This window comes from Caldiplasma sukawensis (assembly GCF_052315375.1).
Lineage (GTDB): Archaea > Thermoplasmatota > Thermoplasmata > Thermoplasmatales > Thermoplasmataceae > Cuniculiplasma.
In genome coordinates this window covers 83,748-106,422 of record NZ_JBLSDG010000002.1, presented here as the reverse complement: position 1 = coordinate 106,422, position 22,675 = coordinate 83,748, and the positions used below count along the sequence as shown (strand labels likewise).

Below are 22,675 nucleotides of genomic sequence, written 5' to 3'. Positions count from 1 at the left end.
AATCACCTCAGTTTTTCTGGATAAAGCTCTAACAAAACTCCACCCTCAATAAACTTTCTTGTTTTTATAACATTTTTAATTTCATTTTTGAATGATAATCCCCTCACCCCTCCATCAGGAAGCATTATATCTCCAATAAAAAGGTAAAATTTGTCCACTAGCCCCTTTTCAATAAATCCTCTTACTGTTTCGCTACCACCCTCTACCAGTATATTTGAATATCCCACTTCCTTTAAGTTCATAAGTAGAATATCAAGATTGAAAGGTGAACCACAGTTCAATCTCCTTACCTTTGCCCTATTGACATTTATAACATCATTGAATTTTGAATTGCCTATGATCACTTCTCTCACAGTTTTAAAAATATTGAGATTTTCATTCACATCTCCGGAAGGGTCAATAACGCACACAGGCACGTTTTTTTCTGACTGAATGAATGGGTTATCATTAATAAGTGTTCGTTTTCCTATTATTACCACATCTGAATCTTCCCTGAGAGAAAGGAGTCTGCTTCTGTCCTCATCTGATGATATGAATGCCCTTTTTCCACCAGGCAAGGAAATATAGCCATTTATGCTCTGGGCCATATTTACCGTAATGTGAAGACCATCCATTTTTTATCTCTTCCCTTAATATTTTATTCCTTTAACAGGGAAATGAAAGCATCCTCAAGGGACGATCCATGATCCTGGAAAGCATATATCTTTCCTATCCTCAAGGCTTTTTCAAGGATTTCTGCCCTCACCTCAATTTCTCCATTGTAAGAGCAAAGATATGTATTACCCTCAATGTGCTCCACATTTGAAACCAGCTCTCCAAGCTCTCTTTTAAGCTCTGCCTCATCAATTTCCTTGAGGAATTTTATCTCTACTTCTTTGTTTCCGAACTTTGACTGTATATTTTTGGTTGTATCCCTCAGTACCAGCTTTCCATGGTTAAGCATGATGACTTCATCACAAGTTTCTGTAACCTCCGGAAGAAGATGAGAGCTGAGAAAAATAAGTCTTTCTTTTTTCTGTTCCAGTATCACATCCGTAATAATTCTCCTCTCAACAGGATCCATTCCGTTCGTTGGTTCATCAAGGAAAACTATACTTGGATCTCCAAGAAATGCTGCAGCCATCACAACCCTGGCTCTCTGTCCCCTTGACAATTCCTTAATTTTCCTGTCATATGGGGGCATTCTTATTCTTTTCCCAAAGGTTTCCATATGATCAACAACATCTTTTTTGCTTATGTTTTTTAGAATTCCAACTGATAGCATGGCATCTTCAACTGTAAATGCAGGGTAGGGCTCAGGGGTTTCAATCATTGAACCAACCTGAAGAAGGGCTTTAACCCTCTCCTTTCTTATGTCATAATTGTTTATCCTAACCGATCCGCTGGTGGCATTTATCAATCCGGTCATAATTTTGAAGGATGTGGATTTCCCTGCCCCATTTGGGCCAAGATATCCAACAGCCATCATTCCATCAAGCTCAAATGAAATGTTGTCAACAGCTAAAAATTTACCATATTTTTTAGTTATGGAATTTACCTTAAGGTTGTTCACTGAGGACTCACCTCTTTTCTCAGAAAGATTATTGCACTAAGTACCAACCCTATAATTGTATACCCTAGAAGTATAAATGCCGCCTCATGTGGATATGCATTGAATGTTGTTATGGTAATACCTGTATGTCCAATGGCTCTTACACTGACATGAGTGATTGGTTCAAATATATTGGATATAATCTGTAAACCATAAGATATTGAAAACCATGGTTCTATGCTAGTTAAAGATAATGAACCGTCGATAATGGGAAAAACTAGGAGAAGAACTATTATGGATACTATGAGTCCAAGTAAAGGACTTTTTACAAGTGAGCCAAGGAAAAACGAAAAGGCAATTGTTGCAGCAAGTCCAAGAACTGCAAATCCAAAAGATTCAAGTGCCAGAGAGGTTATGTTTCCGTAGAGATACTGTGATAGACCTGCTCCAGTTATATATAATATTGAGATTGAGACAGTCCCAAGTATGAGGGCTGCTATGAACCTTCCAATCAGCATGCTGATTTTATTTACAGGGGTTGTCATCATGAAATAGCCTGCATTTGTTCCTGTATCTAGGCTTACCGCATCCCCCCCGTAAAGTGCTCCTATTAGTGGAACAATCAGAATGGGTAAATTCGAAACAATGGAACTAAAAAGTCCATTGGAATTTACACTTGAAATTTTTATTGTATTCAGGCCTGTATAAAAATCCAAGCCCAAAACTATTGCATCCACCAAAAGGGTTATGATTAATATAAACAGGAATCTAACTGTTCTAACATAATATAGAAGTTGAATTCTTGTCATCTTTTGGATACCTGAAAATACTCCGTATCCTCTATTTTCAATGGCACTCTGATTCATCAGTGGTGTATGATATATTTTCTATTAATCTTTTTTAAATAATTTCTAAATGAGGGAATACACTGAAATTATAAAACCTGCAATAAGCATTATTCCTGATAATAGATCAGGTTTAATTCCGTATTCATAAATACCGCTGAAGATAAGAACGCCTCCAAAAACAGAAAAAGGTGTTTTTTGCCTCTTCTGCCTAATAGGTGCTGTTTCAGTTTCACCCTCAAGTTTCCTCTTAATCAATGGAATCAGTTCAAAAGCATACTGAAATGAATTTATTGCATCTTCCTGAAATTTTTCTATCTGACCTTTGTAAAGTTCCTTGAGCAACCCTTCTTCTTCAAATAATTTTCTTAGCACTCGTACAAATCTGAAATCAGGGTCTAGGGAAAGGCATATGCCCTCCAGAAGGGAACTCATTCTCATATAAAGAACAAGTGAAGTGGGAAGTCTAAATGGAAATTCAAAAACAACACCGTTTGCTATTTCCAAAAGTTCTCTCATTTCGCTGTCGTCTGCCCTTTTAACAGAGAGTCCTGACATGGCCACCTCAATACTTTTCCTTATTACACCTCTGTTTGCTGCCGGAGATAGGGCCTCCATTGCAATCAGGGAATCTATTATTCCCTCTATATCTCTCCTTGTCAGGGAATCATAGAATGATAACAGATTGAATCTTGTTTTTTTGTCAAGGTCACCTACCATTCCAAAATCGTATAGTATTATGGAACCGTCTTCTGCTATGGATATATTTCCAGGATGTGGATCAGCATGAAACATGTCATCCCTGAGCAGCATTCTTAAAAATGATGTATCCACATCATAAGCTATCCTGCTAAGATCCAATTTTTTTTCCCTTAATTTTTCAACATCACTTATCTTGATACCTGGCAGATATTCCATTGTCAGGACACTTCGTGATGACAATTCCCGAATGATACCAGGAATTAGGATTTTTTCCCTTCCCTTTATGTTCTTTCTGATATGCTCTGCATTGTAAGCCTCCTTTCTGTAATCCAGTTCATCAAAAACCCTTTTCCTGAAATCTTTCAAAATATTTTCAATACTTATGTAAAGGAAGTTTTCTATCCTCCCCTTAGCCAGATTCAGAATTCTGGTAAGAATTTCAATATCTTTTTTCAATATCTTTTCTGCATTTGGTCTGTTAACCTTTACAACCACATCCTTACCCTTGTATTTTGCAAGATATACCTGTCCAAGGGATGCTCCAGATATTGCATTTGTGTTAAAATCTTCAAATATATCCTCTATTTTTCCTATCTCCTTCTCAATAATTGGTTTTACTTCTTCAAATGGGGCAGGAGGCACCTGGTCCTGCAACAATTCAAATGCCTTGATATATTCTTTTGGTAGTATATCCGACCTTGCAGACAATATCTGCCCTAGCTTGATAAAAGTGGGGCCTAATTCAATAAATTTCTGAACTGCTATGTATCCATTTCTCTCTCTTTTGTAACTCCATTCCTTCTCGGCAGAATTTTTTGCCTCTCTTCTGTCCTTAAGAAATCTTCTAAAAGAAGGATAAAGAGAAAAAAAAACATGAATTTCTCTTCTTCTTATGCCAGAGAGGTAATCTTCCCACTCTTCCATTGTTGGTTATGCTTTTACTATCAATAAAGATTACCGGATTCTACCATGAATCTCCGTTAATCAATTCCTCATAAATTTCTGTAATTCTGTTTTTTCTTTTCTTTTCGCTTTCCGCCAGATTTTTTAAAAGATCAGAGACATTCTTATCCTCATATTCCTGTGCCATAAGAAGTTCCATTTTGTAAAGGTAGTCTGAAATGGAAATTCTCCATGAAAGGATACTTCTTGGATCGTCAGCCTTAGGTTTTTCTTCTGAATTAATAATATGATCAAGCATCCTGTAATCCTCTTCCCTCCCTTTTCTCTGTGAATACATAATTTCCGGTTTAATTTCTGTTTCACTCAAAATTCTAATGTCATTCGTCTCCATGTTTATGAGATCATCAACTATTTTTATGGAATGATCCATTTTGCTTTTTTCTCTTATCTTTTTATAATCTTCAATGATTGATTTTTTGATCGAAATCAATTTGTTAATAATTTTCTCCATTATTTCCCTTGATTCTTCGTTAATTTCTTCCGATCTGTCTGTCATAAATTAACATGATAATATTTATATTTAAATTATTCGTTTATAAAAATAGTATATCAATTTTAAGGTTTATTTACAATAAATTTTAATTTCACATTTTGAAAAAGTGATACAATTCTGAGGTCATTTCATTTTTTAATGGATATATAATATGAGAAAAAATTTTTAATAATGATGAAAAAAACTTTTTATCCTGTTTAAATTTCCTCAATCCATGTATACCAGAAAAGGGGACACAGGTGAAACGGATACTGGGATGGGTGTCAGGATAAGCAAGGGATCATCAATAATAGATGCTGAGGGCGGTTTTGATGAGTTGAATTCCTTTGTAGGTCATGCAAGGGTGCTTTCAAAATATGATGACATTAAGGAAGATCTTTTGGAGATTCAGAAAGATATATTCACATGTGGAGAACATATTACAGCACAGGGAAAGAGAAGGGTTATAACGGAAGAGAGGGTAAAATGGCTTGAGGATAGAATTACAGTATACAGGAAAGAATTTGGAAAAATTTACCTTTTTGTAATTCCTGGTGGAACTGAGGCCTCAACTTCTCTTCATATCGCAAGAACTGTTTGCAGAAGAGTAGAGAGGAGCCTTGTAAGTGCAAAGAATGAGGGTTTTGATGTGAGTCCAGTGGTTGAACAATATGTGAATAGGCTATCATCAATGTTGTTCTTTCTATCACTGGTTTCAAACAAAAGGGAGGGAATAGAGGAGAAAATATGGCCATTGAGAGAATCACAGGGTTGATTTATATTTTACAAATTTTAAAATAAGATCCCTATCCTTTAAAAAACTATTATTCAGAATTTCGTACCTTACATCTGTGCTATCTCCATGACCCGGATATATCTTTGTATTCTTGTCCAGGTTGGTGTAAAATTTAATGGATGATACAAGTTTTTCAGGATCTCCACCCAGATCGAATCTACCAACAGATAATCTAAATATTGTGTCTCCGGAAAAAATAAAACCATCGCCTTTTATTGATATACTTCCAGGCGTATGTCCTGGAGTTTCAATTATTTCAAGCTTATGCCCTCCTATATCTATGTTTTTAAAATCAATAGGCCTGAATTCATCAGGGATTGAGGTATTGGAATAATTTTTAAGTTGATCCCTGAAACCTTCGTATAATTTTTTATTCTCAAGCAAAACCATTTGATCCAATTTTGACATATAAAAGGGAATTTCATATTTCCTGGATAGATAATCCATACCCATTACATGATCAAAGTGCCCATGGGTGGATATTAACAGTTTAGGCCTTACCTCAAGATTTTCTATTTCTTTTTCAATCTTATCTGTTTCTCCACCAGAGTCAATTATAATACCTTCACCATCACAGTGAACAATGTATGTGTTTGTCATTATGACTCCGTTGATCACTTTTCTTATTTGAAGCGGCCTCATATATGAAATGATAAAATAATAACTATTAAACATTCTTAAAATTGAGATATCACTTCTTGAAAAAATCAATTTTTTAATATACCATTCATAGATAATCAACCATGACTCAAGAGAATTTAAAATCAGAAAAAAATAGGGAAGAAAAGCCAATCATAAACGATGAAATTGCAAAACAGATCAAGGAGAGATTCAATAAAACCTTAAAAAATCCTGTTTACATAGATTTTTATTATGATGAGAGAGATGAATCAGAATACATCCCTGAAATAAAGAAATTATTGAGGGAGATGTCAGAAATAGAGGAGAAAATAAAGGTAAGTGAGCATAATGTTGCAAATGAAAAAGACATTACTGATATAAAAGAAACACCATTGTTAATACTGACATCTGATGATCACAAAGCAAGGAATGTAAGATTCAGGGGGGCACCATTATATTATGAGTTTGCTTCATTCTTAGAATCAATTGAGGCATTGTCAACAGGGAACACAGGTTTAAAAGAAAGCACTGTAAATGCTTTGAAGAATCTGGATGAAGAGGTAGATGTGAAAATATATACCACACTTGAGTGCAAATGGTGCCCAATAGCAGTTGGAACTTTTCACAGATTCGCAGTCGTCTCAGAGAAGATAAGATCAGAGATGGTTGATTCAATAGAATTTCTTGAAGAGGCAGACAGAGTTGGTGTCAACGGAGTTCCACACACAGTTATTAACGGTAAAATTGAACTTGTAGGTGCAAAAAGCGAGGATGAATTCCTGGAAAATGTAATAATGGCTTCAACAAAAGAATGATTTTTCTTTCTTTATATACAAAACGTTATAAAAATACCAATAAGATTTTAACCATTGTTTTACTGAATGTTTATGAGTTCATTCGACACTTTAAATGGAATGATACAGAAGTACGGGGAAAAGGATGTTGTAAAGAAGGAGATCTCAGGTATGAATAACGTCTTCCAGTTTATACCGGAGGATGGAGAACCTTATTTTGTTTCAATTTCCCAGGGTAAAATTGAGATGAAAACTGGTAAAAATGAAAAACCCACCACCACAATAAAGGGTACAGATGAGGTTTTGGAACAGTTGATGACGGGTAAGTTGGATCCGGTTATGGCCTTTATGAGCAGAAAGATATCAGTTAGTGGGGATATTATGAGTGCCACTAAAATAACGGGTGTTATGAAAAAATTAAAGGAGTGAGTGCTTTTGGAAATTAAAAAAATTGCTGTTGTTGGTGCGGGACTAATGGGAAGCGGAATAGCTCAGGTTGTGGCAACAGCTGGTTTTAGTGTTTCTGTTTTTGACAGCTATGAGGAGGCACTGCCAAAAGCAAAGGATATGATAACTCAGAGTCTTGAAAGATTTGTAAAGGCAGGAAGAATAAAAAGTGACGATCTTCAAAAGATAATGGGAAGAATAGAGTTCAGCAAGGACATGAAAAAAGCACTTGATGATAAAGACATTGTAATTGAGGCAGTACCGGAGATACCTGAATTAAAATCTGATGTTTTTAAAAAGATAGAGGATCTTAGCAGGAAGGACACCATATTTGCATCCAATACATCTAACATAAGAATAAGTGAGATTGGAAAATCCTTAAAGGATCCATCACGACTTGTAGGTATGCATTTCTTTAATCCTGCTCAGATTATGAAACTGGTTGAGGTCATCAGAGGAGAAAAAACATCTGATGAAGTTTTTGAAACAGTATTCAATTTTTCAAAATCTATTGGTAAGATTCCTGTAAAAGTTTTGAAAGATAGTGCAGGATTTATTGTGAACAGAATAAGCGCACCTGAATCGCTTTTCTTTGCAGTTCTACTGGATCACAAGGTTGACAAGCCTGAGGCTATAGACGCCTTCGCAAAGAGTCAGGGGTTACCAATGGGGCCATATGAGCTCATGGATTATGTAGGGGTGGACACTGTTTACCACTCCCTGGAATACTATTCAAAGACACTTTCACCGGATTATGGTAAGGAGAAAACAATAAAAGAAATGGTAGAGAAAAATCAGCTTGGAAGAAAAACGGGAAAAGGTTTCTATCAATGGAAAGATGGAAAGGCCATAATCCCAAAATCAGAACCTTCTTCTAAAGTTGATCTCATGGACATCCTATCACTCGAGATAAATGAGGCTGTAAAATTAATTGAAGAAGGTGTTGCATCTCCGGACGATATAGAGGTTGCATTTGTAAACGGCATGAACAGACCATTCGGCCCTATTTCAGCAGCAAAGGGTCTGTCAAATTCTGAAGTCAAGTCAAAGCTTGAAAAAATACACGAAAAGTATGGCCTGAGTGTTTTTGAGCCAGCCAAATCCATAAAAGAAGGAAAGCTAAAGGAAATGATAAATAAAAAGTTGGACCAATCTGATTCAAAGGATAAAAAGTCTGCAATGGAAGTTCAGGGAGAACATCCTTCTTTTAATGGTCAATTTATAGGAATATCTTACAATGAACATGTTGCAATAATGGAGATTGAGAACGGAAGGCACAATCTACTGAACAACAAAGTACTTGAGGAACTGGATAGGGCACTTGACCTGCTTCGTGAAGACAGGGAGTCATACGTTATAATAATAAGAGGGAAGAATGGTGAATTCTCAGCCGGTGCAGAATTAACTCAATTCATACCAGATCATCTTGCATTTATAGAACAATCAAGAATGGGAGAAAGAATATTCAAAAAGATTACTGAAATGCCCCAGATAGTTATTGCGGAAATGTCAAAATATGTACTTGGTGGTGGTTTTGAGTTTTCACTAAACTGTGATATCAGGATATCGCATAGAGAGTGTGTTATAGGTTTTCCAGAGGTAACAATAGGCCTCCTTCCTGGATGGAGTGGATCTCAGAGGCTTTCAAGACTTATAGGTCTCTCCATGGCATCATATCTTGTTCTTACAGGTGAGAGAATTACAGGCGAGGCAGCTCATGAGCTAGGAATAGTTCAGAAGATATTTGAACAGGATAAGCTGAGGGAGGATACATTCAATTTTGCAAGAGATCTTTCTCAAAAGGTTTCTCCTGTTTCAATATCACTAACAAAAAGACTTCTTAACAAGGGTTTTGACATTTCATACGATGCTGGCCTCGAAATGGAATCAATTGCAATGGGTAGCATATATGCATCAAAGGACTTTATGGAAGGAATCTCTGCCTTTGTCCAGAAAAGAAAACCTGAGTTCAGAAACAGATAATAATTAAAACATTTTTTATAAATAAATCCTCTTACATGTTTATGCTCACCAAATGGCAGGCAATATTTATTGGACTTGGAAATATTATTGGTGCAGGCATATTTGTGCTTGCAGGATCTGCAATAAGTGATGCCGGCCCAGGGGCAATAATAGCATTCATAATAACTGCGATTCTTGCACTTACAATTTCACTTAACAGTGCTGAACTCTCTTCAAAAATAATTTCACACGGTGGTCTTTATTCATTTACAAGGGAAACAATGGGAGATGGAGCAGGTTTTATAATGGGGTGGATGCGTTCCATATCCTACGGAATAGCTGCTTCTGCAGTGAGCATTGGTTTCGGATCATACATTTCCGCGTTTATAAAAATACCATACTTTCTAATATTATTCATTGCAGCAATACTCATAGCACTTGGTACTGCCATAGATTACGGGAAGATAAACACGGTGGCTAAAATAGAACATATACTTGTTTACATAACGGTTTCAGGGCTGGTTCTATTTCTCCTAGCTTCTGTATTTTACGGAAAGTGGGTTCCAGCAAGATTTGAGCCATTTCAATTTCACGGATTTACAGGAATCCTGGAAGCAGCTTCCCTGTCATTTTTTGCATATTCCGGTTTCAACACAATTGCTACACTTGGGCCGGAAGTAGAGAATCCTTCAAAAAATCTCCCTGCTGCCATAATCTCAGCTCTGGCAATAAGTACATCACTTTATATGCTAATAGTGCTTGGAATGCTTGCCCTAATGCCATATCAGCTCTATGGGATAAACGGAAATCCAATGTCCATAGCCCTGGAGTATGCACATGTACCTCAATTCATTTCATATTCAGTTGATTTTGTTGCCATTATAGCAACATTTACTGTTACCCTCTCACTTATAGTTGCTGGATCTAGAACACTTCTACAGATGAGTGAAGATAGGCTTCTACCAAAGTTTATACAGGGTAGGCAAAAGGATTCACCTAAGAGAGCAACCATCATAATCGGAGCAGTGGCAGTGGCTTTCCTTTTTGCCGGTAATGTTCAGCTGATTGCATTGGTTTCAAATTTTGGCGTAATCGTTTCCTACGCAGTTACAGGTATTTCAGTTATGATTCTTAGAAAAAGAAAGGTTAAGGGTGATTTCCAGTCTCCTCTATATCCCTACGTTCAGATAGTTTCTGTTATCCTCTCAGCCCTTATCATGCTTACCTTGGGAGTGAAGGCTTTTTACACAGGAACAATCACCATATTCATAGGTGGTATTCTTTATCTTTACGAAAAGGAAAGGAAGAGAGGTTCAAACAGGGATGGCCCTGTTTCATCTCAACCAACCTGAATCAAATCTTACTCAGTGCGTTGTCTATATCTTCTATAAGGTCTTCTGCATCCTCTATTCCCACTGATAATCTAACCAAATCAGGATGAACATCCATTAATTTTCTGGCATTTTCATCAGTGCTTGAATGTGATGTATCAACAGGGAGTGTGGCCAGTGATTCCACCCCTCCCAGGCTGGGGGCAGGGGAAATTATTTTCAAACTTTTCATGAATCTTCTGGCACCCTCCATTCCGCCCTTGACCCTGAAACTTAGCATACCGCCAAACCCCTTGAGATTTCTCTTACCTATGCTGTGGTAACCGTTGCTCTCAAGACCGGGATAGTTGACCTTTATAACATTTTTGTGCTGTTCAAGAAACTTTGCAATTTCCATTCCATTCTTGTTGTGTCTTTCCATTCTCAAACCAAGGGTTTTCATCCCCCTGGCAATTAGATATGCCTGAAATGCATCAAGATTTCCTCCCAGATTCTTTCTCATGTCAAAGGCGGATGAAAGTTCATGATCAGAGCCCAAAAATCCGGACATTGTATCGGAATGGCCATTCAGGTATTTTGTTCCACTGTGGAGTACAAAATCTGCTCCCATTTCAACCGGTCTCTGATTATAGGGTGTGCAAAATGTGGCATCAACAATGAGAAGTTTTTCATTTTCTCTAGAGATCTTACTCAATTGTTCAATGTCTGCCACTTTGATTGAAGGATTTGTAACGCTTTCACAGTAGATTGCGTCAAAATCCTTTATTTTAAAGTCCAATGAATTGAGTTTATCAGTTGTTATGAAATCAACTTCAATCCCATAATTTGGGGCCTTATTTTTAAGAAAACTAAGAGTCTGGCCATATAGATCAATTACAGACAGTATCCTTTTTTTTCCAAGTGAAAGGAGAAGTGAAGTGATAGCGGCCATACCCGTTGAAAATGAAAGTGAATATCTGACATTTTCAAGTGCTGCATATTTTTTTTCAAGAAATGTGACAGTTGTATTTCCCCATCTTGAGTAAATGTAAGAATCTGAGGTGTTTGGATCATTAAGATGATCATTCTCAAAATTAGGATACACATAAGTGGCATTCTCAAATATTGGTGTCACCACATTTCCATATTTTGGATCCTTCAGTTCCCCCTCTCCCACTGCTTTTGTATTGAATCCCTTTTTATTCATGAAGTCCTGAGGGAAAAATATAAGATAAATGTTTCAAGTCTTTAAAAATTAAATTGGGGAGGGGGGGAATCTCTTTTTTATGCTTTCGATCTCCTCCACAACCCTCTTTTTGAAATGTTCGAAATTTTTTGGGTCCTTTGGATAATTCTGATAAAGTTCATTGAATTCTTTCATTTTCTTCACTGTAAAAACAAGGTTACTGAAAGCGTTTACATTTTTAAGACCCTTTATGATCATTTTAGCCTTTTCTGTAAGTGAAAGTTCAGGTATGACACCTAAAGTAAGATCGGATGCCTCTTTTCTGGTCAGAAAAGTTTTCATACCATAATTAAGAATATCGTTGTTCAGGGATTGCAAATAGATTCTGAACGCTTCCATACCTGCCATTTTTGAACCGTAGGCATCATTGAAATCCAGATTGTATTGCCAAAGCCCTTTTACTGAAAAATCTCCATTTTTCACTGCTTTTGCGGCATTTAAACCTGCCAGTGTGCCACCTACAAGGGCAGGCCCTATTCCACCTGCGCTTATGGGGTTGGGCATGGTCATACTGTCCCCAGCACCCATATAACCATTAAACACAAGACTTTCCATCTGCCTTCTCACTGGTACGGACCAAACCCCCTGTCCGTTGTTATCCTGAGGATCAATTTTCAAATTCTTGAATACCGGAAGCCATTTTACATATTGATCAATGAGTTTCTGCAGGTTGTCATTCTTGCCAAGCTTCTTGTTTCTAAGTTCTAAGCTCTTTTTCTGAACACCAAGGCCAATGTTCACCCTGTTTTCACTTTTTGGGAAAACCCATCCGTAGCCTCCTGGTGCAAGCTCATTGTTAAGGTGAATTAGTGCATATTTTTCATCATAGAAATTTTCATCTTCGTGATCCAGTTCAAACTGGTAAATATATCTCCCTGTACCCTCTATATCATCAATATCTACCATCCTGTCTATGAAAATATTTTCAGGCAGTTTTCTTCTTATAATTGTTGAGACTCCAAGTGAATCCACAAGTATCTTTGATCTGTATTCCACCTTCTTGCCATCCATATCCTTTCCAACGATTCCTTTAACAAAATTTTCCTCAACAATAGGGCTTTCCACTTCAAATTTGTACTGATAATCTACACCGGCAGAAAGTGCAAAATCAAGTAGTTTTCTCTCAAATTTCGGTCTGTCAAGAGAATATCCCTCACCATCAAAAGGATATTTTGTGGAGAGATCAGGGGAAAGTGCCATTACTCCATCAACTTTCAGGTCCAGTTCTGGTTTGCCGAAGGTGGTGTTTAGATATTTTTCTATGAATCTTATATGTGATGCTGCCACAGCGTCTCCGCAGGTCCAGCCCCACGCAGTTTTTCTTCCAACATTTATCTTGTCGTTCCTATCCACAAGGAGCACTGATGCCCCTCCCTTTGCAGCCATTGTAGCAGCAAGCATTCCAGCCAAGCCTGAACCTGCCACAATAACATCATAATCTGTCTTACTGCTCATACAGTACTGTATTATTCATGTATTTAAAGAGTTTCTATTTTCACCCCTGTATGTCTCTTCAAGGAACCATTTTGAATATGGTTCATCAAGTATGTTACCTTCAATCTCCAATATTTCTGGAATCTCATAATTGCTGTATTTCTTTATAAGATCAACTATTTTTTCCTTCCCTTCATCAACAGTCTTTATTAGGAGGAGAAATTCATCCTGAACCTCTATTTTGCCCTTCCATCTATAAATGCTGGTGTTGTTTTTTATTATGTTTACACAGGGGGAGTTCCCAATCTCTATGCATTTCTCTGCAATGTTTTTTGCTATTTCTTCCCTGTCCGTTGTTGTTATTATTATTTTCATATGTATTCAAGCCATAACATCACTGGATCATCTTTTCCCTCAAGTTCAGTTTCAGTCTCACCAAAGGCACTGATTGTCCGAAACTTCAGAAAATATATCCTTCCGTCCTGCTTTATACCTGTCATTATATGTTCAACCGGCCTGCCTTCAGGAAAGTGTGATATTGCTTCAGGCATTTCTGGAAAAAAATGAAGCTCTATATTTTCATCGTCTGTCTCGTAAAGCGAATATGACCTGTTATGTACCACATATTCCTTTAGCTTTTTATATTCAATAGATGGCTTGTCCATCATATATGATTATTGAATCATTAATTATACGTTTTTTTAAAAAATTTATTTTTATTTGAAAAAGGGCCCAAGAAGAATTGGAAGTATAACTGTGGCATCTCCATAAACATTGACAAACTTGGCATCTGGTTTAACCTTCTTCCATGATATTGCCTCCTCAAGTTTTGCCCCGGAAAGTGATCCATCATATTCCTGAGCCGTTGTTATATAAACAGAATAATCGAGCCCTCCTCTGAACTGGTTCCACCAGATGGTGTGATGCTTTGAAATTCCACCTCCTATCATAAGTGAACCAGCTTTCTTTGCATCAAAGATAATATCAGATAGCAAATGCTGATCCTTTAGTATATCTATATTGAAGTCTCTTTTCATCTCCCAGAATGACCATAATTGGGATCCGAAGGATCCATCCACTATTCCAGGTACAAAAATTTTTATTCCATTTTTTGCTGCATTATAAATTATGGAATCTTCATTTTTCACCATCAGTCCTATTTCCCTTATAAGGTCTGAGGGTGCCCATACTTTTTCTCTTTCATAGAGTAATTGAAGTTTTTCCATCATGAACTTTTCCATTATTTCTCCATAACTTTCGTCAGGTATTACCACGCTTCCCAATCTATTAATGGAGAGTTCCTTTAATTCTCTGTCATTATAGTCAAAAGATCCACAATAATATTTTTTGAAACTTCTGGCTATATCATGGTCAAGTGTTCCTGTGGTTGTAATTATTACATCCACAAGTTTTCTCTTAACAAGTTCATTTATGACCCCTCTTGTTCCAGTTGATATTATGTCTGCTGGAAAGGAAAGAAATGTAGTATTGTTTTCAGTAAACATTCTTTTTAAAATCTCGTATGCTGTGGCTATTTTTGATGTTGTGAAACCCCCTGAATTTGAAAAGCTTTCCATCAGATCTGAAAGTGTGGTCTTTTCATTTATATTAAGGTCTTCAACAGGTTTTTTTAGAAGGTCCTCCCTTTTTAACGACATAAAAAGGTATTTTGTTTTAATACCTATTCTTTTTCATTCTTCAACTAGAAATTTTCCTTCGCCAACAACAACTTTTGGATAAGAATCAAGCAGGAATGGATCCTTATTCCATATTGAAAAAGATGCAAGTTTTCCTGTTTCTATACTGCCAAGATTATTCAGTCCAAGTATTTCTGCAGGTCTTGATGTGAGGTAAGATATACACTGCTCCTTTGAAGCACCGTATCTCATAAAATGCCTAGTTGTGAGGAAAAGTGTTCTCTGTAGGATCACAGGATGATCACTTATTAATGCAAACTTTATCTTTGATTTTTGAAGTTTTTCCACATTCTTGTAACTCTCATGTTTAAGTTCAACTTTGTATGGATGAGAATCCAGTGGTCCAAAAACCATAGGTACATTTTCTTTCTCAATCTCTCTGTAAATTGTATCCTGATAATAGTCACAGCCATGGTTGATAACAACGTCAAGACCGTAGGTTCTTCTCAGGTCAAGTAGAAACAGTGTGTCATCTTCCTTGTGAACATGGCACATTATTCTTATCTTTCCGCTTATTATATCAATGATTTTCTCAGTTTCTGGATCAACCTCCTCCATTGTCTTCTTGCCAGTTTCGATGAGTTTTTTTGTTTTTGCAGCTTCCATAAATTTCTTTCTAATTAGTGCATAAACTCCCATTCTGGTGGTTGGCCTTGTCCCCTTCCATTCCGTAGTGCTCCTCGGGTTGTATCCAAGAGCCATCTTCATCCCTATATCTTTTATGTATGCCTCCTTTATATTTATACCAAAATTTCTTATAAGTGACCCCATCCCACCCATTATATTTCCACTGCCCGGAAGAACCACAGAATATAGAACATTGTTCTCCACTGATTCCCTGAATGCTGTATCATCCATGTATACTCCATCAACTGCCCTTCCAAGAGGAATAAAAGAATCTAGGCGGTCATTTGCCTCACTCTCCATTCCGGGCTCTCCAGCCCTGTCAAGACCAATATGACTGTGCGGATCTATGAACGCAGGCGTTATTATACCCTCGCCTATGGATTCCCCCTCTGGCTTTTTCTCTCCAACATATGTTATTTTTTCATTTTCAAAACCTATATATACGTTTCTTTTGCTCCCTACACCGTCGTACAATATTTCAGCTTTCGCGTACTTCATCGAACGTAATAAAAAAAAATGGATATAATTTTATTCTTCTTTTTTAAGGTCTCCACTCATTATTTTGTTATACTGATCCTCTGTTAACTTTCCAGTCTTCATTACCAGTTCCTTTATTGATTTGTGTGTTTCCAGAGCCTCTCTTACTATTTTGGCAACTGTATCATAACCAAGATAAGGATTAAGGAGGGCGGCGGATCCAAAGCTCTTTGAAAGGTGTTCTCTGCAGGACTCTTCATTGGCTTTTATCCCATCTATAAGAAGTTCCCTGAACATTCTCATTCCATTTGTCATTATGTCAAGGGACCTTGATAGTTCAAAGTCTATGTTTGGCATCATAACATTCAATTCAAATTGGCCTGCCTGAACTGACATATTGAGGGCCTGCTGTGCCCCAATTGTTGAATGGCAGATCATGTTCATTGCCTCTGCTATTGAAGGGTTTATCTTTCCTGGCATTATTGATGATCCCTGCTGTACGGCCGGAATTATAATTTCATGAAGACCGGTTCCTGGGCCGGAGTACATAAGTCTTATGTCGTTTGAAATTTTGTTTATATCAAGTGCGTTGGCAACAACGGCATTTATGAGCCTGGCAAAATCTGAATTGAACTCCATTATTCCAGGTAAATTATCACTTGGCCTGAACGCAAATCCAGTGAATTCCTTTATTTGGTTTACAACTTCCTTCTGATATCCCTTAGGGGTATTGATTCCTGTTCCCGTGGCAGTCCCACCTATGTTCAGTTCCATAATAAAATCTAATGCGTTCTCGAATTCTTTTAGATTCTTTTTTAATGTGTATGCATATGCAGAAAATTCCATCCCAAGAGTTACAGGTGCGGCATCTTGAAGATGAGTTCTACCTGGTTTTTTAACATTCTTAAATTCTGAAGCCTTATTTTCAAGGGAGATTATTAGTTTTTTAAGTTCATCTATGTACCTCATTGCCTTGTATACTGCCGTTATTCTCATCTGTGTTGGATATGTGTCGTTGGTTGACTGACTCATGTTTACATGATCGTTTGGATGTATGAATGAGTAGTCACCCTTCTTTTTTCCTGATAATTCGTTAGCAAGATTTGCTATAACTTCATTTACATTCATGTTAAATGATGTACCTGCGCCGGCCTGGTAAACATCAATTACAAACTGATCCTTTAATTCACCATTTATTATCCTGTCGCAAGCCTTTACAATATACTCTGCTCTTTTTTCATCAAGGGCACCAAGTTTGTTGTTTGCTATGGCTGCCGATCTTTTTACTATTGTCATTGATTTTACATGATCAAAATCCTCAACTATTCCAGAGATCCTGAAATTTTGCATTGCACGATAAGTGTTGATCCCGTAATATTTATCATCTGATATTTCCACTTCCCCTATTACATCCTTCTCTATCCTTGACATACAGGTGTATTTCTAAAACTTATAAATAATGTTATGAATTTTATTTTCCTTATTTATGTTTTTTAATATGTTGCTATCAGATATTATTTAAGAGGACAGAAATTCTGTTTAAAAAATTTATAGTCATAAGGAATATACATTGGATATTCATGGATAATGAGGAAGCCATAATAAGAGTTGGCGGAGCTGCTGGAGACGGAGTTCAGTCAGCAGGTCTAATAATCGGAAAAGTGTTTTCAAGGAACGGTCTGTACGTTTCAACTTATAATTATTACCAGAGTATAATTAGAGGCGGACAGAGCTGGTATCAGATCCGTGCATCCCATAAAAAGGTTAAAAATCAGGGAGATGGTCTGGACGTTCTGATTGCTCTGAACAAGGATGCACTAGAGCGACATACAAATCCTGAAATAAATGAGGGAGGAGCATCTCCTCTCGAAGGTGTGGCCATTTATGATAAGGGAATAACAGGTTTCAAGAAATTCGACAAGGTTAAATATTGTGAGATGCCCTTAAATGAGATTGCCCAAAAATACAGTAAAAATACACTTCTAAAAAACACAGTGGCAATAGGAGCTATGGTAGGTTATCTGAATTTGAGTTTTGACATACTGGCTGATGTTATTAGGGATCAATTCGGTAACAAAGGGGACATAGCAGAACAGAATGTGAAGGCCGCTAAAGATGGATATGACTACTTTGTAGAAAAATATGGAAAATCATCAAAATCTCTTAAACCACAAAAAAGAAAGTTATATTTGGTATCTGGAGGAGAAATTGCTGGACTCGGCGCAGCAAATGCGGGTTTGAAAGCATATTTCGGTTATCCAATGACCCCTGCATCCTCAATTATACACTATCTGGCATCCCACAGCAAGGAACTGGGAATTTTTGTGAAAATTACAGAGGATGAAATATCAGCAATTAATATGGCTATTGGTGCAAATTATGCCGGCATCAGGGCTATGACAGGTTCATCTGGAGGCGGTTTTGCACTGATGACAGAGGCCGTTGGAATGGCTGGTATGATGGAAGCGCCAGTTGTAATATATGAGGCACAGAGAGCAGGGCCATCAACAGGATTGCCTACAAAAACAGAACAGGGCGATCTATTTCAGGTAATAGGTGCCTCTCAGGGGGATTTCCCAAAGGCTGTATTGGCACCAAGAAACGTTGAAGAAGCATTCTATATGATTGGTGAAGCATTAAACCTGGCGGAAAAGTACCAGATGCCTGTTTTCTTCATGACTGATCTTTATCTGGCAGAACATTATGAAACAATTGAAAATCTAAAATTTGAATATAAGATGGAAAGAGGAAAAATACTTGAAAAAGCAGATGGAGAGTATAAAAGATACGAATTCACGAAAGACGGTATATCATTCAGGGCTTTACCTGGTACACCTGGTCTGATGCATAATGAGGACTCTGATGAACATGATGAAAAGGGTGATGTGGTAAGCGATGCTGTCACTGATCCTGAGATAAGGAAGAAGATTATGGAAAAAAGAATGAGAAAGATGGAGACTCTTATGAAATCACTTCCAAAAACTGAAACATACAGATTCGACGATGCTGAATATGCAGTTATACAGTGGGGTTCAACTCAGGGAGCCGTGGAAGAGGCCATAGATATCTTAAGAGAAAAAGGAATAAAAGTGGGAGCAATAGAAATAAACAGGCCCTATCCTGTAAACCCTGATATTAAGGAACTTGTAAAAGGAAAGAAGAAAATAATATTCGTTGAAAACAATTATACCGGTCAGTTAAGAAGACTTATTTCTTCTGAAATACAGGTCACAGGAGATCTAGTGAGAAAATACGACGGTGAATCTTTTTACCCGGGAAAACTAGCGCAGGAAATAATGGAGAAAATTAAGGAGTGATGAAAATGGTTACAGTAAATGATTATAAGGGAACAGTGAGACCAGACTGGTGTCCAGGCTGTGGAAATTTTGCACAGCTGACTGCCATAACTGGAGCTCTAGTTGAGCTTGGAATAGAACCACATAATGCAGTGGTAGTGTCAGGAATTGGATGCTCAAGTAATTTACCGGAATACATAAGGGCATACGGTTTTCACGGCATTCATGGAAGACTTCTTCCAGTTGCACAGGCAATAAAATGGGCAAACCCAAAGCTTACAGTTATTGGGTATGGTGGAGACGGAGACGGTTTCAATGAGGGAACACAGCATTTCTATCACGTTGCAAGGAGAAATCCTGATATAACATATGTTGTTTCAGATAACCAGATATTTGGGTTAACAACAGGGCAGGCCTCTCCAACATCAATGATAGGCATGAAGACAAAAACAACTCCAGATGGAAACATTGAACCACCACTTAACCCTGTTACAATGGCTCTTGCAGCCGGGGCAACATTTGTTGCAAGGGAATTTTCCGGTGACGTCAGACATATGCAGGAAACAATAAAAAAAGGCATACAGCATAAGGGTTTTGCATTCATAGATGTGTTCAGTCCTTGTGTAACATATAACAAAGATAACACATATGACTTTTTTAGGAAAAGGGTTTACAAACTTGAAGAATCAGGTCACAAAACTGACGATCTTTACGAGGCAATGAAAAAATCAAAGGAATGGGGAGATAAGATACCCATTGGAATATTCTATGAGGGAAAGGAAATAACATATGACGAGAGAGATCCTGTTCTTAAAGAACCATTAATTGAGCAAAAATCAAAAAAGATAACGGAGGAATTTCTAAAAGAATTTTACTGAAATTTTTTTCATATTAAGTAAAGTTTTTTTAACAAAATATATACAGTAATTGTTGTTAAACAAAAACATCTTTTTTCAATCTATTTCATCGGTAGGACCTGCTCTAAATTATTTTGCCCTTTTGCCTGTGATGGCACTTTTTTCTGGTAGATCCCTCCCAACGGCGGTCCTTGTTTCCTTCATTATCTCTTTTGTATCTTTTCTGCCGATCATTATTTTTTCATCCAGAACGAAGGATGAGAGAGGATATTCTGCCTATGCCGAAATTGCCGCCAACAGGATTGTATCAAACTGGGTAGGTTTTAATTACATATGTTATTCAATCTTAGTTCTTCCCAACATAATACTTTTTTCAGTTTCTTTCCTCAATGGAATTTTTGGTTTTTCAAGATCTCTCTACATACCAATTTCGCTATTGCTATTTTTATTGGTAATAGTACCAGTCTGGAAGGGAAAAAGTATACCGATCAAAATAATATTGATACTTTCAGCGCTGGAGATAGGGGGCATTTTATTAATTTCCTTTTCTTTCCTTTTTTTTGGAACCTCAAAATATTCATTCCTGAATGAAAATGGCTTTTGGACATCAGTTCTCATTGGTATTTTGATGTTTTCTGGGTCCGGAAGCGGAATATTTCTTTCAGGGGAAAGCAAAAATCAAATGGAATTACAGACATCTTTAACTCTCTCATACCTGATTTCTGGCATTCTCATGATACTTGCCTCAATTGGCATCGTTCTCTTTCTGCCAAATCTTGCCGATTATTCATCAAATCCATCATATCTCATATTAAATATCAATGCCAAATTTGGAATATATCTTTCTATTTTCATGCTTATCTTATTCTTGTTCAGTGCCTACAATCTTTCTCTCTCATACTATAATGCTTTGAACCACATGAGAGAATCTTTTTTCAAAAAAAATATGCAATTATTAAAAAATCAATCCCTTTATTTCTTTACATTAATTATTTTTGTAAATCTAATAATATTCTTTGCAGGTATGATAACAGGCTATTATCTCCTATTCACATATCTCATAGAATTGGTTAGCCTTCTTTATATAAGTGTCCATTTGATCACAATATATTCATTTCTATTCTATAAACAAAGATCAATCACACTGTTGACTACTTCAATAATATCATTAATAATTTTAGGAATAGTTGCCTATGAGAATTTAATCAGTAATGGTACATATTTTATCTCCCTAGTTATTTGTCTATTCATAATCACCTTTAATTTTCTTCTTTCTCTTTACCTAAATGGTAAAAATAAAAATTATGCTGAAATTTCAGTTTCATAAATATTCATCTCATCTTTATTGTTCCACCTGAGGGGTTTCCAGGTAATTTCTCCCTGTACAGAAGTGATATTATGGGAACCTGTTTTCTTTTCTTCTCTCCAGGCTCTTTCAATTTCAGAAAAAGAAGGGAGGAAATGAATCTTCCTGAAAAAACTATTATATAGGAATATTCAAGAGCTGTTTGAAGTGGAAAATAGGACTGAAAAATTGAGAGCATGTATCCCCCTGTGAGAGCCCCGCATAAATATGCCAGCCCATTAAATCCATTAATTATTGATATGTATTTGGCCCTTCCTCTATTTGGTATGATATCCAGAAGGTAAGCGTTCATCACAACATTTTGTAGCGCCCCCAAAAATCCAGAATAAACTTCAATTATAATGAATAATAAAAAACTGTGAAAGAATCCATAGAAAAGGGGTATTAAGCTCAACATTATTCTATTTAATACGATTAATGGAGGTCTCTCTGTTTTATCCACCATTCTTCCCAATAGATATTGAATCAGTATGGATACGCTAATGGATACCAGGGAGAGAATGTCCACCTGGGTTAGGCTGAAGTTCATTATGGAAACAATTGTGATTGGAAACATTGGCCAGGCCATGGACCAGAAAAATCCCTGCACATTCATAGCCTTAAAATATGGTGAAAACGCTTCATTCTTCAAACTCTCTTTAAACGTTTTAAGTAAAGAATCCCTGAAAACAGGAGTATTCTTCCCCTCATCAAGAAAGAGAAGAAAAACGCTCGAAATAATATAAGTGAGTGCGGCTGTGAAAAATGGGATCTCAATGTCCTTATCCACATTGTTCCCAAAAACAAGAACCATTATGGTAAGCGATATTAGTGTGCCTATTGAGCTCATAATGTTTACAAAAGATAGAAATTTGCCCCTGACACTTGAATCAGAGAGGTTGGCAATGAGTGAGAACCAGTTTACCGTTATGAGGGAACCAAATAATGAGATCAAGGAATAAATTATTATTAAATTTACAGGATTAGAAGAATACGGCATTAGATACCAGAGAAACCCAAGGATCAGACTCCCGGCAACAAGGAATATTTTTTTTCTGCCATGGCTATCACTTAATTTTCCCCAAAGTATCTGAGCACCATTTGTTATGGCATTGGAGCTGGACTGCAACCATCCCATTTCGACTGAGGTTGCACCTATAATTACTGCATAAACTCCAACAAATGTTGATGCAGCAGTGGCACCAAAAGAAGATAAAAAGGATCTTAATGCAATTATGTAATTATTCTTGGTT

At 36.9% G+C, this 22,675-nt stretch carries 22 protein-coding genes; 8 read left to right on the top strand and 14 right to left on the bottom strand.

Features of this window, described 5'->3' with window-relative positions; all coding sequences use genetic code 11:
- Positions 1-2: 2 nt before the first annotated feature.
- Genes ACNF4Z_RS01815 through ACNF4Z_RS01795 form a run of 5 tightly spaced genes read right to left on the bottom strand, consistent with a single transcriptional unit; the run spans position 3 to position 4,537 of the window.
- Entirely contained in the window at positions 3-614 is a 612-nt protein-coding gene (locus tag ACNF4Z_RS01815) for a RibD family protein (RefSeq protein WP_458327531.1), read from the bottom strand.
- Between the two features lie 23 nt (positions 615-637).
- On the bottom strand, positions 638-1,552 hold the full coding sequence (locus tag ACNF4Z_RS01810) for an ABC transporter ATP-binding protein (RefSeq protein ID WP_458327530.1): 915 nt from the start codon (positions 1,550-1,552) through the stop codon (positions 638-640).
- Entirely contained in the window at positions 1,549-2,397 is an 849-nt protein-coding gene (locus tag ACNF4Z_RS01805) for an ABC transporter permease (RefSeq protein ID WP_458327529.1), read from the bottom strand. Before ACNF4Z_RS01805 ends, ACNF4Z_RS01810 begins: the two co-directional genes overlap by 4 nt.
- Positions 2,398-2,442: 45 nt before the next feature.
- Complete coding sequence (locus tag ACNF4Z_RS01800) at positions 2,443-4,002, bottom strand: ABC1 kinase family protein (protein ID WP_458327528.1); 1,560 nt, start codon at positions 4,000-4,002, stop codon at positions 2,443-2,445.
- A gap of 40 nt (positions 4,003-4,042) precedes the next feature.
- Positions 4,043-4,537, bottom strand: coding sequence for a hypothetical protein (locus tag ACNF4Z_RS01795; RefSeq protein ID WP_458327527.1), 495 nt, complete (start codon positions 4,535-4,537; stop codon positions 4,043-4,045).
- Positions 4,538-4,748: 211 nt separating this feature from the next.
- Between ACNF4Z_RS01795 and ACNF4Z_RS01790 the strand changes: the two genes are divergently transcribed.
- A complete protein-coding gene (locus tag ACNF4Z_RS01790) occupies positions 4,749-5,288 on the top strand; it encodes a cob(I)yrinic acid a,c-diamide adenosyltransferase (RefSeq protein WP_458327526.1) in 540 nt (179 codons plus the stop codon).
- On the opposite strand, the gene ACNF4Z_RS01785 is transcribed toward ACNF4Z_RS01790, so the two are convergent.
- Complete coding sequence (locus ACNF4Z_RS01785; protein WP_458327525.1) at positions 5,277-5,951, bottom strand: MBL fold metallo-hydrolase; 675 nt, start codon at positions 5,949-5,951, stop codon at positions 5,277-5,279. The genes ACNF4Z_RS01790 and ACNF4Z_RS01785 overlap by 12 nt on opposite strands.
- 101 nt (positions 5,952-6,052) lie before the next feature.
- On the opposite strand from ACNF4Z_RS01785, the gene pdo reads away from it, so the two are divergent.
- The 4 genes from pdo (at position 6,053) to ACNF4Z_RS01765 (ending at position 10,485) form a co-directional block, all read left to right on the top strand.
- Positions 6,053-6,745: a protein disulfide oxidoreductase gene (gene pdo / locus ACNF4Z_RS01780; RefSeq protein ID WP_458327524.1), complete on the top strand. Its 693-nt coding sequence runs from the start codon at positions 6,053-6,055 to the stop codon at positions 6,743-6,745.
- A 72-nt stretch (positions 6,746-6,817) separates the two neighbouring features.
- Positions 6,818-7,153, top strand: a complete 336-nt coding sequence (locus ACNF4Z_RS01775; protein WP_458327523.1) for an SCP2 sterol-binding domain-containing protein — start codon at positions 6,818-6,820, stop codon at positions 7,151-7,153.
- On the top strand, positions 7,154-9,154 hold the full coding sequence (locus ACNF4Z_RS01770) for a 3-hydroxyacyl-CoA dehydrogenase NAD-binding domain-containing protein (RefSeq protein ID WP_458327522.1): 2,001 nt from the start codon (positions 7,154-7,156) through the stop codon (positions 9,152-9,154).
- 41 nt (positions 9,155-9,195) lie between these two features.
- Positions 9,196-10,485, top strand: a complete 1,290-nt coding sequence (locus ACNF4Z_RS01765) for an APC family permease (RefSeq protein ID WP_458327521.1) — start codon at positions 9,196-9,198, stop codon at positions 10,483-10,485.
- 1 nt (position 10,486) lies between these two features.
- Here ACNF4Z_RS01765 and ACNF4Z_RS01760 read toward each other — a convergent pair whose 3' ends face one another.
- The 7 genes from ACNF4Z_RS01760 to ACNF4Z_RS01730 are packed head-to-tail and all read right to left on the bottom strand — an operon-like array spanning position 10,487 to position 17,355.
- Complete coding sequence (locus ACNF4Z_RS01760) at positions 10,487-11,650, bottom strand: PLP-dependent transferase (RefSeq protein ID WP_458327520.1); 1,164 nt, start codon at positions 11,648-11,650, stop codon at positions 10,487-10,489.
- A gap of 48 nt (positions 11,651-11,698) precedes the next feature.
- Positions 11,699-13,144 (bottom strand): FAD-dependent oxidoreductase, encoded by a 1,446-nt coding sequence (locus tag ACNF4Z_RS01755; RefSeq protein WP_458327519.1) that lies wholly within the window; start codon positions 13,142-13,144, stop codon positions 11,699-11,701.
- Positions 13,145-13,159: 15 nt separating this feature from the next.
- Positions 13,160-13,498: a divalent-cation tolerance protein CutA gene (gene cutA / locus ACNF4Z_RS01750; RefSeq protein ID WP_458327518.1), complete on the bottom strand. Its 339-nt coding sequence runs from the start codon at positions 13,496-13,498 to the stop codon at positions 13,160-13,162.
- Positions 13,495-13,791, bottom strand: coding sequence for a hypothetical protein (locus ACNF4Z_RS01745; protein WP_458327517.1), 297 nt, complete (start codon positions 13,789-13,791; stop codon positions 13,495-13,497). Before ACNF4Z_RS01745 ends, cutA begins: the two co-directional genes overlap by 4 nt.
- Positions 13,792-13,839: 48 nt before the next feature.
- A complete protein-coding gene (locus ACNF4Z_RS01740) occupies positions 13,840-14,781 on the bottom strand; it encodes a deoxyhypusine synthase (RefSeq protein ID WP_458327516.1) in 942 nt (313 codons plus the stop codon).
- 33 nt (positions 14,782-14,814) lie between these two features.
- The gene (locus ACNF4Z_RS01735) at positions 14,815-15,945 is read right to left on the bottom strand and encodes an amidohydrolase family protein (protein ID WP_458327515.1); all 1,131 of its coding nucleotides are present in this window, start codon (positions 15,943-15,945) and stop codon (positions 14,815-14,817) included.
- A 30-nt stretch (positions 15,946-15,975) separates the two neighbouring features.
- Positions 15,976-17,355: an aspartate ammonia-lyase gene (locus ACNF4Z_RS01730; RefSeq protein WP_458327514.1), complete on the bottom strand. Its 1,380-nt coding sequence runs from the start codon at positions 17,353-17,355 to the stop codon at positions 15,976-15,978.
- Between the two features lie 149 nt (positions 17,356-17,504).
- Between ACNF4Z_RS01730 and ACNF4Z_RS01725 the strand changes: the two genes are divergently transcribed.
- The 3 genes from ACNF4Z_RS01725 to ACNF4Z_RS01715 are packed head-to-tail and all read left to right on the top strand — an operon-like array spanning position 17,505 to position 21,404.
- Positions 17,505-19,241, top strand: a complete 1,737-nt coding sequence (locus tag ACNF4Z_RS01725) for a 2-oxoacid:acceptor oxidoreductase subunit alpha (RefSeq protein ID WP_458327513.1) — start codon at positions 17,505-17,507, stop codon at positions 19,239-19,241.
- A gap of 5 nt (positions 19,242-19,246) precedes the next feature.
- On the top strand, positions 19,247-20,098 hold the full coding sequence (locus tag ACNF4Z_RS01720; protein ID WP_458327512.1) for a thiamine pyrophosphate-dependent enzyme: 852 nt from the start codon (positions 19,247-19,249) through the stop codon (positions 20,096-20,098).
- Positions 20,099-20,150: 52 nt separating this feature from the next.
- Positions 20,151-21,404: a hypothetical protein gene (locus ACNF4Z_RS01715; RefSeq protein WP_458327511.1), complete on the top strand. Its 1,254-nt coding sequence runs from the start codon at positions 20,151-20,153 to the stop codon at positions 21,402-21,404.
- Between the two features lie 4 nt (positions 21,405-21,408).
- Here the strand turns inward: ACNF4Z_RS01715 and ACNF4Z_RS01710 are convergent, their stop codons facing one another.
- Entirely contained in the window at positions 21,409-22,656 is a 1,248-nt protein-coding gene (locus tag ACNF4Z_RS01710) for an MFS transporter (protein WP_458327658.1), read from the bottom strand.
- Between the last annotated feature and the right edge of the window lie 19 nt (positions 22,657-22,675).